Raw genomic sequence first — 15000 nt, 5'->3', positions numbered from 1 at the left:
CCTCGTAGAGCATCGCCTCCACGAATATAAGGTATGTTAAATTTCAGTTATTGGTGTAGAATCTCTCAAGTAATATTCAAAAAGTTCTCTTCCCCAATTAATAGATTCCTGTCCAAGGCAGCTAAGTGTTTTGTGGTCCCATTCGTTTTCAATAGTTAATAGGGTGAAAATAATAGAAACATCATTTAAAGCAAAAAATATTATTTGTACTGGATTAGAATACACGAAAAAATTAATCTTGCCTAAATTTATAAGATTCTTAAATTCATCATAGTTATTTGTTTTTAAGTCTTGAAAAAGTTCTTTTGTAATAATAGTCGACACCTGGGCCCCGCTATCTACCAGGCTTGTATAAACTTCAGTAAAATTGGGGTGAAAAACAGAGGTAACTCCATAAACAAAACTTGATCTAAGAGACGTTTCAGCAAACTTTCTGTCTACTTCGTATGCATATTGCAGAGGAGGAATTCTATTTTTACAGGATTTCAATTCTCCAATTCTTTCTAAAAGAAAAGATGGGATAAAATCTAGATTGTGATTTCCCCAGTAATCAATATCACTATCAAAAACGCTAATGGTGTTTAACAAAGGAATCATCTCATCAACTACCACTTTTCCAATATTTGTCAAGTGGTATGTATCTTTATAATGTGTTATAAGATAATTCTCTTCAAGTACTTTCATTTGAGGAAGCAGTGCCTGTCTGGTAGTGTTGAGAGAACTGAGAAAAAACTCCATTTCCTTTGGACCATCCTGTAGCAATAGCAGAGCGATCTTTCTCTTCTCCGATGCAAATATCACATTGAGTAGTGGTTGCGTCAATTATCGCACATCCCAATAATCAATTGTAATTTCAGACATTATCAAATTAAAATATGTAGGTATCACTATTTATATCAAATTAAATAAAACCTGGAGGATTATTTTAAATAGAACTAGCCAGAAATCCCATACTCTTTAGAGTATGGGCTGAATGGCGATTATTGTGAATACATGGAAATCAAAAAACCGACATAAATAAGTGCTGCAATACCACCAGATCCTTGTATGTATTCGGAAAAATTATTAAACGAACCAATAAGAACTGATATCATAAGACTATCTGAAGATATCTGCAAAAACAACATACAATTATCAAAACTATAAACACTGATAATGATCATATACATTATCTACTAGAAACTGAGCCTACTGTTACAGTATCCAAACCAATAAGTACATTGAAATCATATACTACATATCACATTTGGAAATTATATCCAATAGAATTATCTCATTATTTCTGGAAAGAGCATACTTTCTGGACGGATGGATATTTGATTTGTAGTATCGGAAACGTCAGCCAACAAATTCTTTGAAAATATATCGAAGAACAGGGTTAGAATATGTCAAAACAAAGCATATAAGTTTCGATTATATCCCAATTCTGAACAGACCGAGTTCTTCGTTAAATCATTCGGTTGCTGTCGATTCATTTTCAATAAAATGCTCGGAGACAAGATAGAGTATTATCAGACTACAAAGACAATGCTTAAGAACACTCCTGCTCAGTACAAGGAAGAATATCCATGGCTTAAAGAAGTGGATAGCTTGGCTCTTGCTAACGAACAATTAACTCTCCAGCAAGCTTTCAAAAACTTCTTCAGGGATAACAAGATAGGATTCCCGAAATTCAAGAGCAAAAAGCATTCAAGAAGAACTTATACTACAAATAACCAGAATGGAACAGTTTCCATCGTTGATAACCGACATGTCAAGTTGCCAAAGATAGGAATTGTCCGTTGTAAAGTCCATCGATCAATTCCAGAAGACCAGAAGATAAAATCAGTTACTATCTCCCAGACCGATTCGGGAAAATTCTACATTTCTTTTTTGGTAGAATTTGAGCAAGAAGAAGTCGTAGTGCCACTAGATAAGGAAAATTCAATTGGGCTGGATTACAGCAGTCCTGGCTTCTATGTCGATGACCAAGGCAGAGAAGCTAATTATCCAAGGTTTTATCGAAAAGGGCAGGCGGAATTAGCAGATGAACAGCAGAAACTGGCCAGAATGAAGTACAACAGCAATAATTACCTGAAGCAAAAAAAGAAAGTTGCCAAGGTACATGAAATGGTTGCGAACCAACGGCTGGACTGGATTCGAAAAGAAGCATTATCGCTTTCAAAAAAGTATGATTATGTCTTTGTTGAAGACATCCATCTGAGAGGACTTGCAGGAAGTCTCAGACTTGGAAAATCAACAAACGACAATGGGTTTGGAATGTTTCGGACAATTTTGGAACAAAAGATGGAAGAAATTGGAAAGAAGCTTGTCAAGATACCAAGATTCTTTCCAAGTTCAATGACCTGTTCTGTCTGCAATGCAGTCTACAGAGGATTAACTCTGGATGACAGAACATGGACCTGCACTTGTGGAACATTCCATGATCGAGATATTAATGCCGCTGTCAATATCCGCAACTACGGAATGACAATGATACAACAAACCGCAGGAACTGCGGGGATAGCCTGTTGATACTCTTAGTAGAAGACTACTATTGAGCAGGAAGCCCTGACCCTTTAGGGGCTGGGTAGTTCACGTTCCGGATAAAAGCAAGATTCCTATTGAAAATGCACCCCCTACAAAGGGTAAGAAAGCACTTTTGTTTTCAGGAGGAATTTCTTCTTTGATACTATTAAGTAATATGCCTCCGGTGACAAACGCCAGTAATACTCCTAATGTGAGTTCATTAAGCTTATAGAAAAAGCTGGTAGCTGTTCCTACAAGCAGAACTGCTGAAAGAGCAAAAGCAACCAAGTGAGTATAATTTTCCTTATGATCTTCTTTCAGGTCATAGCCAAAAGCAACTAAATGTAACCCTGCAGCAATAGTATACGAAGCAAGTGCTATTAGAGTACTGAAATGTTCAAGAAAGTATCCAATAGTAAAGAAATATGGGATAAGCGTTATCATTTGAAGGAAGAATGCAGTACGGGAGTTAGAAGTTTGCTTTGAATTCTTCACAAATTTTGCAACACCAAAATAAGTTATTGTACCGACCGCTACGATAGAAAAAGTAAGAGGATCTCTGATAGAAGGAGTTATTTTGTTCAGTTCAGGTATCAAATGTATAAAGACATATACAACAGCGACACCTCCTGAGAAAGATAGCCACCACTTACGTGATACATAATTCTTGACAGGCAGAAGAATACCCATAAAATCAGTGGATGCTAAAATTAGAGCAGCCAGGATAATTGGAAGAGGTTCCATTTATATCACTTATAAATTGTGTCCCACATTACTTAAATGAGTTTTTATACTTTTATTGCGGAAGTATTTTCTGAATCTGTAGAGAACCTGCGTATTGAGTTTGAACCGCGGGGTTTACAGAGAACATACAGGTCAAAAACATTAGTCTTCGCAAGCTGTGTGTTCTCTGTGATTGTATGTTTCAGTGGTCAAAACTATACTATAAGGATTTCTGTTGAGCCTAAGAAATAGGTTTTCTACAGAGCCTAAAATCACCGCTGACAAGATTTGGTGCATTCCCCCAATGATGGGTCGCTATTGGGACTTGCAGTCTCAATATTGATAGGCATCAATGGAGAATGGATCACAGGAAACATATATTTATCTATGGAAGAATAAGAACAGATAGAGGTACAGGGAATTTACAGCAAATGCGGGACGCTGCCGTAGTTCACTTTATGAGTATTGGACTGGAGGAAATGATTTGCAGAATAACAAAGTAATGCCACCTAAATACTGGATTTATGTATGGGGAATATTAGCTGCCTTTTTTGCATTTTCATATGTAGCATATGCGCCAAGTGAGGTCATTGCCGGAATTATGTCGAGCACACTGGTTGCAGCAGTTTTCACCTTGTGGCTAGCAGTTATTCATACTCTCTGCTATGCATCCCAGCTTATGCACAAAATCCTTGCTATAATAGTTGGAGGAGTATCTATTTTTATCTTTTGGAATCGTTATAATGCACCGAATGCAACTTTGGCAATAGTATTTGCAGTAGCATCTTCTGTTATAATGGTCATCATAATTCAATTCATATATCAGACTTTAAAAAAAGGAATGAAGCTTTAGCTTCTCTTCCTCATAATTAGGACAGCACAGATAATCATCATGCTAAACCCAAAGCTTAAACCGGGTGTCCTTTTGTACATATCCTCAGGCATTTCTATGTCCTTGACTGTATCCTCTGTGGAGTAGAGTGGCTCAGACTCTAAAGACACCTGGTGATCCTTGTCAGCGAGATCTCCAGTTGCATACGCTGTGATAGCGAATGGAGAGAAACCTGGCGTTTCAGATGCGAAGTAAACATATCTGGAATCTTCATCAATCTTTTGCGTTGGAAGAGAGCTCCATTCATTATTGTGGAACCTGTACATCCTTATTGAAGATTCATCAACGCCATTCTCCCTGATCCAGGATGTGTCTATCCTGTATCTTAAAGTGACGTTTCTGATATTCTCAGGTGTTGCAAATCCTGTCTTTCCCACCCAGATGTTCATGCTCTGGTAGATCATACCCGGAGCATCGCTTGTTGCAAAAGAGGATCTCTCCTTCAGGACCTCTATGGTTGCTGAAACGGCACCAGAGTTCTTAAGAGCAGTAAACTCAATAGATCCTATTGCGTTCTTTTCCTCCTTGAACTCGTACACAACTACAGAGTCCCTGTTAACATTCTGTTGTTTTACTTCTTTCACCTGGATATTCTCGTACTTTTCACCAGAAGCAGCTCCACCTCCTCCACCGCCGCCTGAGGAGGTTGATGGCTTTCCATCATCAGGGACGGAGCTTACAACACGCAGATCCCATGTTCGTCTGAGAGTTTCGTCTGAGCCTACAGCAAGCACGGTTATATTGTAAGATCCTGCTGATGCAGGCGTAATGGAATAAGATGCTGATCTGCATGAATTATTTACCTGTACTTTAACTCCGTTAACCAGCCATAGAAGATCATAAATCTCATTCGTGTTTACTTCAAAGGTACGTTTCTCATCTTCAGCAGATTCAATACTTATATCAGCCGGGCTAAAGGTCATGATATCTAAAGATGGCGAGATATGTGCCCTAACATTCACAAATGGGTAAAACCTGACTACAGAAGAGTCCGCGACCTTAAAGCAGACATCACCCATAAAAGGAAAAGAGGTACCTTTTGTCAGGGAAACAGGATACTTGTTGGACATTATGATGCTTCCACTGCTGCCTGTAATTTCCATCATCCCAATGGTACCTCCGTGCTCAAGTACAAGGTAGTCTTCAGATACCTGAAAAACACCATTTGCTGATACATAGGGTTCGTCACCGTTGACTATGGACCCGAAGGAAACTGCTATTATCGGAACGTCTTGGAAATTTCCAAGTTTTTCCTTATATACATAGGTACTGTTCTCAGTAACGACCGCTGTGTCAATTTCATTGCCGTCTTTAATAAGGACCACAAGGACTCTTTGAGTATCATCATCCACATGAACGTCAAGCCTGTATCCTTGTTCAAGAAGGAGCGATGAGCCTGAATATATAGGCCGTGTATCACTTTCATCGACAAGGACCTTGGAAAGCATTCCACTGGAAAGTATGTCTACATCATCACTACCAGTTCCAAAGGGGTTTGAGGGGTATCCTACAAAATACTTTTCCGCAATGAAGCCGACTGACTTATATTCCCCCCAGGGAGAGTGTTTGAAGGATACATCTGCAGGTGTGCAGGTATAGACTAACTTGTTTTCCGGAATGATCCTGCCGTTTATCTCTTTCAGTTCCAGTTTTTCAGTTCCTGCTCCCTCATCAAGATCATAATAGAATCCTTCAAAGTTAGTGGAACTCCACTGGAATGTAGCCACATTCTCTGCAACTTCTCCGCGAAGTTCATACACCTCTTCAGTTTGATTCTCTTTCTCAATATAGAACCTTAAATTGTCATCTGCAGCTGTCCTTATAGAGAAATTGTCCATGATCTCTATCGATGAACCTCTTTTTAGAGTGATAGAATTTGGATTGGCTAAATAAAGCTCGTTGTATCCAATGCAAACTACTTCCATTTTCCCAAACTGGCTTTGAGAATGCACTTGTATGATATTGCCGACATCAGTTAGCCACAGTCCGTCGATCATGACCCAGCCAACTTCCTGGTCCTGTAGAAGACCTGTGATCGCAACCTTCATTACAGGTACATCGTTCTCGTCCGCAACATCATCTTCCTCATAGGTCCAGACAACTGTGCCGTCGGATAAGTCGAGGATCTCATCATCAATGAACTCTCCATTCTTGGAGAACTCCATCCAGACCTTGTCACCTTCGACATCGATCTGCTTTGCTTCAAGAGCATATCCTCCTGGAAGCTCAAGAGGGTGACCTAGTCTTAATACAAATTTTTCATCACTGTCCAAAAGCAATCGTGAGAATTTATCTGGCGTTTTTTCAGTCAGTGGAACACATTTTTCACCCAGGAATCCTATTACGTTGTATTGACCGTATAAATTACGGCTCTTATAATCAGCAGGCGAGATCCTCGTTGTATAAGTAAGTCCTTCCGTAGCAATGATGTTACCACTGGTCGTAGTTTCGCTATAAATCCAAATGCTTTCAGTCGAAATACCTGTGTCCATATCATAGTAGAAACCGGCAAAGTTCGACGCATTTATCTCTATACGATCAAAGTCAAGAGTGCCTGTGATCTCATCAAGGCTGGTGCCGTTATACACCAAACCTCTGATTATAGCTGTATTTCTGGTAACAGGCCTAATTACAGGTTCCTCTGGAGTCTCATATAAATTCACAACAAGCTCTTTTATGATCATGAGATTGTTGGCTTCAGCTGAGAAAACTCCGTCAAGAAGGAAGCTAATTACCATTTTATCGTTGCCTTCTACCGATTGGTTGTAATAGTAATTCTCCCCTGATCTTAGTATGTGCTCATCAATTGTCATTCCATCTTCACTCAGACCTATGAGCGCGTTTTTACCTTGAACGGAAAGGGAAAGTAAACTAAGCGAGTATCCCTCTTCTAATTCAATAACCTCTCCGACAGAGACTATCCTTTTCTGGTCAAGAGGTAAAGTACCGCTATCAGAGTTTATCAGATAGAAGGAACCAAATTCAATGTAGCCGCCATCCTCTCCATCAAGTATCTTAGATGAGTTCACATGTAGTATCTGGGAACTAGTTCCATTTACCGGATTCAATCTGCTGTAGTTGTATACATCGTACTCATCAATGATGGCCTGGTCAGCATTAATACCATCTTTTTTAAGAGTAATGAGTGCTTTCTGGTTCGAAGAGATCTCATCTATATGAATTGCATATCCGTTACTTAGGGTCCAGAGGCTGCCTGATCCTATTAACGTAAGAGGGTCTATATCGATAGTATTGATATCCGGGTTTAACACGTAGTTAGTGGAGAACTGGACATAGTCTTTATCAGCTGAATTGAATGTGTCCAGAATCTGGACTTGCAGAATTGGTTCAATGTCCTGTGTATCTTTGTTTACTCTCTGATAGATATATAGGTCATCATCAGCAAGTATACGTCTATCTACAATTATTCCGTCTTTATCAAGGGAGATCAGACAGGATTTTCCGTTGGGAGCTATATCTGTTATTCTCAAAGAATAGCCATTTCCCAGGTTCCATCTATCTTCAAATTCCAATAGTATGTCTGGATCAATACTCAATGTACCCACATCAGAATATTGCTCAATGCGTTCAAAAACGGCTAAAGAATCAACTTGACCTTGGAATATATCTGAAATATGAGCATATATTATGACCTGACTATTGCCATCAAGTGTCCTGTTGTAATAATAGCAATCATTAAGCTTATAGACATTGATTATATCTCGATCGACGAGCTCTCCATCTTTATTTAAACCGACCAGAGCTTTATTACCCACTTTATCTATCAAGGATAAAGTCAATTCATACCCGTCTTTTAGTTCCAGTGTTTGCCCGGTGCGAAGTACTTTCCTGGTGACATAGCACTTCCACTCCTTTTCATCAGTCCCGGTTGCATTAAATGCGACAGCTTTGATCCGATACTGTGCAGGGAATGAGGAATTGTCACTAAAGGAGTCAAAAATAAATCGTGAATTTGTAACGTTTGCATCAGACTGGACCAGGATATTATCAAGGTACCATTCAACTGTGCATTCTTCATTGGTCTGTACACTAAACTCCTGAGAGTCACCGATCGATATCTTGCAATCGCCAGCAGGCTCAAAATAGATGATCGACAGATCCGTGAGACCAACTGCTAAAGAAGCACTGTCTGCAGTAACATCTGCTGAGAATGATGAATACTCTACTGCACTGCCAAGACCTTGCACATGAATGAGGATAACGAAAACAAATAATATTTTCACCAATAGCTCTTTAAAAAGATTCATTGTTCATACCACCAAAAAGAAATATTTTAATAAGATATATAAGTACTTCGGCTGTAATTGTATAAAGTTATAATATATTAGAAAGATTATTCCTGTCTGGATAAATTCCTATTACAATTATCTCCCGGTATAGGTGGAAAGAACGTTCACGTTAGAAAAACATTGGAAATATGGCGGGATTTTTAGGGGCAAAGTCTGTTTTGAAGTGAATATTACTTTGTACTCAGTATTTTTCAAAAGAATAAAATGAAAGTATTTTTTGTATTAGATACTTCTTCAATGTCAGGATTCAAGTGAACTATCCGGCCTGAAGATCGGGGTATTCTTGCTCTAATCTGCTAAGGTTGTCAAACTCGGGTCTAAGTAAGATTTGCAGGATCAAGGGTACAATCTATATATTAATAGACTTGTATACTCCGGGGACTATACAAATGAGGTAAAAATGTCTTTATTCTATCCTTGCGCTTCTATATTATTGATAATAGTGAGTATCTTTGTTGCATACGAGTCTTGGCTGATACACAGGAAAGGAACTCCACAAAGCAATCATGAGAACGGTTACCTCTATGCTGCGTTCACTACATATTTCTCCATGATTGCCGTGTGCACGCTCGCACTGCTCTTAATTTCCTCCATATGGAAATAGTTCATGGTCCTGAGTTTTCCGGATTTACATAGGCTGATCCCAAAATGTGAAGGAAACGCATTTTTATAATATCTGTGTTATATACGAAGCAATATATTATCGAAGATGAAGTGGTTACAATGAATTTGAATAAACTATATTTTTCTAAATGCTTGATATTTTTCTTAATAATATCATCATGTATCGCAACAGCTTCCGCAGACACTCCTACTTTGACCGTCGGGGAAGGGAAGGATTATTTAAACATCAGTTCAGCCCTTTCCAATGCAACTAATAATAGTATTATTCTTGTAAGTGATGGAATATATCACGAAAGCATAATTGTTGATAAAGAAGTTATTATTCGCTCTGAGAATGGTTCTGCTAATACCACTATTCACCCAGATACCATTGCAAGGACAATAAATATCACTGCCCATAATGTTACAATTGACGGATTCAACATTTCTAATAATGTCCTTAATCCATCTCCTGGTATCTTTATCAGCTCCGCTTCGAACTGTACACTTGTAAATAACGATATATCTGGATTCGGTTTTGGTATTGGGGTAGTCAATGCAAGCCGTCCGACTTTGATCAATAATAGTTTATCTTCAAATTATATTGATATCCTTCTGGAAAATTCTATAAGCGGCTTTATGGAAAACAATGATATGGCATCAACAGGAATTAACTTTGGTGTTTATGGTGATTCATTGGAAGAATACATCCATGATATTAATTCCAGTAACAAAGTCCATGAACAGCCACTTTATTATTTGGTCAATCAAGTTGATTACGAAGTACCCACAGATGCAGGACAGGTGTATGCTGTCAATTCCCAGAATATCACAATCAGAGATCTTGTGGTAGGCAATGGTCTGGATGGTGTAGCTTTGATCAATACAAGCAACTCCACTATCGAAAATGTCACTGTATCAGGATGCTATGAAGGCATTCTCCTGTTCAATTCAGAATATAATCTGGTACGAAATGTAACTGCTGTCGATAACTACGCTGGTATTCACAACCACAATTCCAGTAATACCATGCTGTTGGATAACATTGTTAACGATAATTTTGATGGCGGAATTTTCTTATGTGGATCCGATTATATCGCTCTGCTTGGTAATGGAGTAAGTGGTAATGGAGATAATGGAGTAAGTGTCTGGAGATCTAATTATGTTATGCTGCTGGATAACACCATTCATTTCAATGTAGACGATGGAATTGATATTGAAGAATCGAACAATGTTTTATTGGATTCCAACGCTGTAAATTACAATTCTGAAGATGGAATTGATATTGAAGGATCATACGATATTCTTCTGGGTGGCAATGTTGTAAATTACAATTCAGGAATTGGAATTACTATATATAATACAAATGACAGCACTCTCACCAACAATACGGCAAACGAGAATGCCTTTGTGGGTATTTATTTGCATGAAGCTTCTAACATTACATTAATGGATAACACTGTAGATAGCACAGGTGCTTATGGTGTTGCTGCAATCCAAAGGCAGGACACTGAACCTCAAAATATGGACCTGTTAAGTAATTACGGTGTTAAAAGACACTCAAAAAATACCATCAACGGGATCCTCTCAGATGATTCGATGCCTGTTATAGCCATCGATAGCATCTCATATGGATTAAAAATTGAGAATTCAGACAACATAACGTTATCAAATACCCACGCAACCGGCAATGATTGTCAACTGCAGGCATATATATCTGAAAATCTCACAGTTGACAATATAATAGTAACTGACGAATCTGCAGGCATTTCTTTTGCTGGAACCTTTTATGATATACGCCTCAGCGAAAGATCCTCAGCTCCTGCATCTCCGTCAGGAAAAACGAATGTAAATGGTTATGTGGACATTGCCTATTTGAATTATGGTATAACAAGTATGCCCATGTATGTCCCTATGGGTATGGACATCAAATTCTCATATGACGATCCGGGAATGAACACTGCAGGTGAATCTTCAGTAGCCTTGTATAATCTCAGTGACAACGAATGGATTAAGGTTGCGGGATCTACACTCAATACCCAGCACAACTATGTATCTGCAAGCATCAGTGCACCTGAAATTACCATTGGTGGTGGAACAGTACTCACCCCCGCCCCACATACAGTCACACTGGCACTTTTCAAGGATTCGGAAAGAACCGGTAGTTCCGGCAGCTCAGTTATCGCAAGAGAAAGAAGCCAGGGAACTATAACCGATCTGCCCCGGGGAAATGATGGAGGACTGGCCAAAGATACTGTTGTCAAATCCTCGGATTCAACTACCACCCTGACACTATTCACGGGAACAAAGGCACTTGATCCATTAGGCAACCCTGTGAACAGTATTATAGTAACTACTCCATCCTCCCTGCCTTCAGACACTCCAAGAGAGGTTATTGAATCCGGCCTGTACTTCAGGTTCGGTCCGTCAGGAACCACATTCAGCCAGCAGGTAATGGTAACAATGGACTTCGACCCTGCAGACTTTGAAGGCAGGGCTCCTGTGATCTACACATACACGTCAGAAGATGGATGGATCGCTCTGGAAACAACCGTAGACTGGGAGAACGGCAGAGCAACTGCAATGATCAGCCATTTCTCACTCTATGCACTGTTTGGGACAGAGGCCGAGGAAACAACAGTGATAATAGCTGAAACTCAGGGAACAGATATCAATGCTCCTGATGTACAGGAAGAAGAAACGCTTGCCGAAAACGAAAGTGGTTCCAGCTACCTTTACTGGGTAATTGGTCTGATTATCGTTCTAATCATAGCTGTTGCAGTTGTTAGACCGAAAAAGAAAGATGGAGAGCTCTAAGCTCTCTACTCTCATTTTTAAATGATCCATTTAAGTAAATAGAGTTAATTTTTCTATTGGGCTTATGAAGCGTGTTCCAGCTCAAAATTTGGAACAAAACACTAATCTTTCCCTATTGCGTTTTCGTAGGCAACTAACACTTTGGGTTTTTACTAAATGCCTTCATAGAGTATTGAGGGAGCGGTATTTTAACCGAACTGCCGTGTAAGCAATACTTCTAGAATCATTCTTTTACAATTTGTGCCTGGATACCGGGCATTCCCACGAGTCCAAAAAGAACTATAACTATAAGGTCATGTGGAATACAGGCTGAATGATTTTAAAACCGTAACAGGCATGTTTTGAAAGTGCCTGGGTCTGAAAATTACCGGAAAAGTACAATGATACCTGATGAAACCCTTGCTATCATCTTTGGACTTGCAGCTGCATTATCATGGGGTGCAGGTGATTTTGTAGGAGGGTGTGCTACCAGGCGGACAAGTGCTTATTCTGTGGTCCTGGTCACACAGGTCATGGGTATCATTACATTTCCAATTCTCGCATTTGCATTTTCAGAGAGCCTGCCTCCATCGAACAATCTTATGTGGGGTGCTTTTGCAGGATTTTTTGGAGCTGCCGGGTTGATAGCATTATATATAGGTCTGGCCAAAGGAAAAATGAGCATAGTTGCTCCTCTGGCTGCAGTAATATCGGTGATCACACCTGTAATATATTCAGCTCTCAACGAAGGTGTTCCTTCCATCCTCAAGATCACGGGTTTTACTTTTGCGTTCATTGGAATATGGTTTATTGTCAGTATGAATGCCGGGCCGGGTTTAAAAGCAAAAGACATGGAATACCCGCTCCTTGCAGGTGTGTTATTTGGATTGTTCTTTATATCCATTGATAATTTCAGTTCCACTGCAATATACTGGCCATTAACAGCTTCAAGAGTTACAGCACTTCTCATGCTCACGGGATTCATGATTTTAACAAACACTCTCAGTAAACCCACGTCCGATGTAATTCCGGTAGTTCTCCTTGCAGGATTATTTAACACGGGAGGTGCTATCTTGTTTGCTCTGGCATCAGAAGCAGGAAGACTGGATGTTGCCACAGTCCTGTCATCGCTAAGTACTGCGGTTACCGTATTGCTGGCATGTACATTATTAAAAGAACAACTTGCTCCACGCCAGTGGGCAGGAGTGATGGCTGCCATCACTGCTATCATTCTTATATCTATCTGACATTCTGAACATACAATAAATAATGGAAGAAAAGTAGTCATTTCTGGCGACACGGAACAGTTGAACACTTTCACCCAACTTATTATAGGTTTTTATATCAATAGTACAGAAAAGGATTCACAATAAATGTAGGTGATAAGTTTGGAAATTGTAAACGAACCAGAGATAAAAGAAATAGAAGAACGAAATGTAGCATGTGTTTCATTTATCGGCAACTACCTGGGAAATGCTAGCATCTTTGGAGAACTATTCGGTAAACTTTGTGGCTGGGCAGGTGCGAAACAATTGATAGGACCAGATACTATCCTGATGTCTGCCTATTATGATGATCCGGGCGTTACACCTCCTGAAGAGCTCAAGCTGGACGTATGCATGACCATTGAAGATGGCATTGAAACTGAAGGGGAGATAAAAAAGAAAAAGCTTCCCGGAGGAAAGTATGTAGTAATGCGTACAGAGCTGACAGGTGCAGAAGAATATGGCCCTGCATGGGAGAAGGTCGCTGGGTGGCTGATACAGAATAACCTTGAGATTGATATGTCCAGGGCAAGTTATGAGATATATTTGAACAGCCCTGAAGAACATCCACAAAAGCATCATATTCTTGATATATGCATGCCCGTCATCTGAATTAGATTCATGGGCTCTTTCCGGGAGTGGATTTCGTAACCAATGTAGTCACATGTCATAGACGGCATATCCCACAAATATTGATACAAGAACAGAAACCACTCTGCTCTGGAAACTCCCCTTGAGCTCTCAGATTTAATTTTGTACTCAGGCGTATCGTAGAAATAATATAAGATAGCATATTCTTTTGTAAACCAGTGTTTTTGGCCATTCAACAGGGATCGGGGTCCAGTGGATGAATGTCCGTTTACATGTAGGTACTGTACAATAAGGGGGGTTACAAATGAGATACTTACTTCTTTGTCTGTTAGTGATAACCATTGTCGGGATATCTGGCTGTGCCAGTGACATGAATGAAACCGAAGATAGTGAAACATGGAGCAATGCAAGTGGAAATGAGAATGTAACAGAACTTCAGGTAGAAGGGACGGAGGTTGAGATCGTTAGTGGTAATATGACCTATCCTGCCTACGTGGCCGCGCCTTTGACCAGCGAGAGTAAGCCTGCGGTGGTCCTGATACACTCATTCAACGGACTGGAGCAGGGCTATCTGGACCTTAGTGACAGGCTGGCTTCAGAAGGATATGTCGTGATATCTCCACAGTGGCAGACCTTTGAGACATCTCCCGATGATGCGGTGGTGGAGCAATTGATCAGGGACTCCGTTGAATACCTTGGGACAAGGTCTGATGTGGACACCGAAAGCATTGGTCTGACAGGTTTCTGTGCAGGCGGGCGTTATACCATGCTTTTCCTTCCTCAGATCGAAGAGCTCGGATCGGGAGTTGCATGGTACGGTTTCCCTTATTCGGGAGAGACCGAAGCCCAACCAACCAGGCCCGCTGACGTGATCGGCCAGCTTGAAGAGCCTATACTGATAATCCATGGGACAAGTGACCAGGCAAGCAACATATCCGATATCTACACATACGCCACCGAACTTGATGCTGCTGGCAAGTACTTTGAACTAAAAGTATACCAGGGACAACCGCATGGTTTCATGCTTGAGGATGGCGAACTATCCCGGAGCTTTGAGGCAGAGGATGCTTACTGGCAAATGGTGACATTCTTTGACCGCACACTCAAAGAAGGGCAATGATATCCGGGGTCGTTGACAAGCAAAGTGATCTGTTCCCGGAGTGACCAATCTTTCTCTGGATAGGTTCGGATACTTTGTAAATCGTTAGTATAATAATGATGATACTCATTATATATGTAAGTATAGATATATTTATGTAGTATAATCAATTACTAGGATTTGCAGGTGCAATACCTGCGACGCAGGAAACTG

General features: G+C 40.0%; 9 protein-coding genes. 6 read left to right on the top strand and 3 right to left on the bottom strand.

Going from position 1 to position 15000, the window contains the following annotated elements; translation table 11 throughout:
• Positions 1 to 36: 36 nt before the first annotated feature.
• Positions 37 to 822: a winged helix-turn-helix domain-containing protein gene (locus QZZ22_RS13450; RefSeq protein ID WP_292465816.1), complete on the bottom strand. Its 786-nt coding sequence runs from the start codon at positions 820 to 822 to the stop codon at positions 37 to 39.
• A gap of 540 nt (positions 823 to 1362) precedes the next feature.
• On the opposite strand from QZZ22_RS13450, the gene QZZ22_RS13445 reads away from it, so the two are divergent.
• Positions 1363 to 2514 (top strand): RNA-guided endonuclease TnpB family protein, encoded by a 1152-nt coding sequence (locus QZZ22_RS13445; RefSeq protein WP_342765112.1) that lies wholly within the window; start codon positions 1363 to 1365, stop codon positions 2512 to 2514.
• Positions 2515 to 2574: 60 nt separating this feature from the next.
• Here QZZ22_RS13445 and QZZ22_RS13440 read toward each other — a convergent pair whose 3' ends face one another.
• Positions 2575 to 3252: a hypothetical protein gene (locus tag QZZ22_RS13440; protein WP_292465814.1), complete on the bottom strand. Its 678-nt coding sequence runs from the start codon at positions 3250 to 3252 to the stop codon at positions 2575 to 2577.
• Positions 3253 to 3715: 463 nt separating this feature from the next.
• On the opposite strand from QZZ22_RS13440, the gene QZZ22_RS13435 reads away from it, so the two are divergent.
• On the top strand, positions 3716 to 4084 hold the full coding sequence (locus QZZ22_RS13435) for a hypothetical protein (protein WP_292465812.1): 369 nt from the start codon (positions 3716 to 3718) through the stop codon (positions 4082 to 4084).
• On the opposite strand, the gene QZZ22_RS13430 is transcribed toward QZZ22_RS13435, so the two are convergent.
• The gene (locus QZZ22_RS13430) at positions 4081 to 8391 is read right to left on the bottom strand and encodes an S-layer protein domain-containing protein (RefSeq protein WP_292465811.1); all 4311 of its coding nucleotides are present in this window, start codon (positions 8389 to 8391) and stop codon (positions 4081 to 4083) included. The two genes, QZZ22_RS13435 and QZZ22_RS13430, sit on opposite strands and share 4 nt — an antisense overlap.
• A gap of 858 nt (positions 8392 to 9249) precedes the next feature.
• On the opposite strand from QZZ22_RS13430, the gene QZZ22_RS13425 reads away from it, so the two are divergent.
• From QZZ22_RS13425 to QZZ22_RS13410, 4 genes are all read left to right on the top strand, one after another.
• Positions 9250 to 11853: a right-handed parallel beta-helix repeat-containing protein gene (locus QZZ22_RS13425; RefSeq protein WP_292465809.1), complete on the top strand. Its 2604-nt coding sequence runs from the start codon at positions 9250 to 9252 to the stop codon at positions 11851 to 11853.
• Positions 11854 to 12233: 380 nt separating this feature from the next.
• Complete coding sequence (locus tag QZZ22_RS13420; protein WP_292465807.1) at positions 12234 to 13079, top strand: DMT family transporter; 846 nt, start codon at positions 12234 to 12236, stop codon at positions 13077 to 13079.
• Between the two features lie 141 nt (positions 13080 to 13220).
• The gene (locus QZZ22_RS13415) at positions 13221 to 13709 is read left to right on the top strand and encodes a GyrI-like domain-containing protein (protein ID WP_292465805.1); all 489 of its coding nucleotides are present in this window, start codon (positions 13221 to 13223) and stop codon (positions 13707 to 13709) included.
• Between the two features lie 283 nt (positions 13710 to 13992).
• Positions 13993 to 14808 carry a dienelactone hydrolase family protein gene (locus QZZ22_RS13410; RefSeq protein WP_292465804.1) on the top strand — a complete coding sequence of 272 codons (816 nt, stop codon included), beginning with the start codon at positions 13993 to 13995 and terminating at the stop codon, positions 14806 to 14808.
• Positions 14809 to 15000: the final 192 nt, after the last annotated feature.

Origin of the sequence: Methanolobus sp. (genome assembly GCF_016278365.1) — an archaeon.
Taxonomy (GTDB): domain Archaea; phylum Halobacteriota; class Methanosarcinia; order Methanosarcinales; family Methanosarcinaceae; genus Methanolobus.
This window is presented reverse-complemented; position numbering and strand designations above follow the sequence as displayed.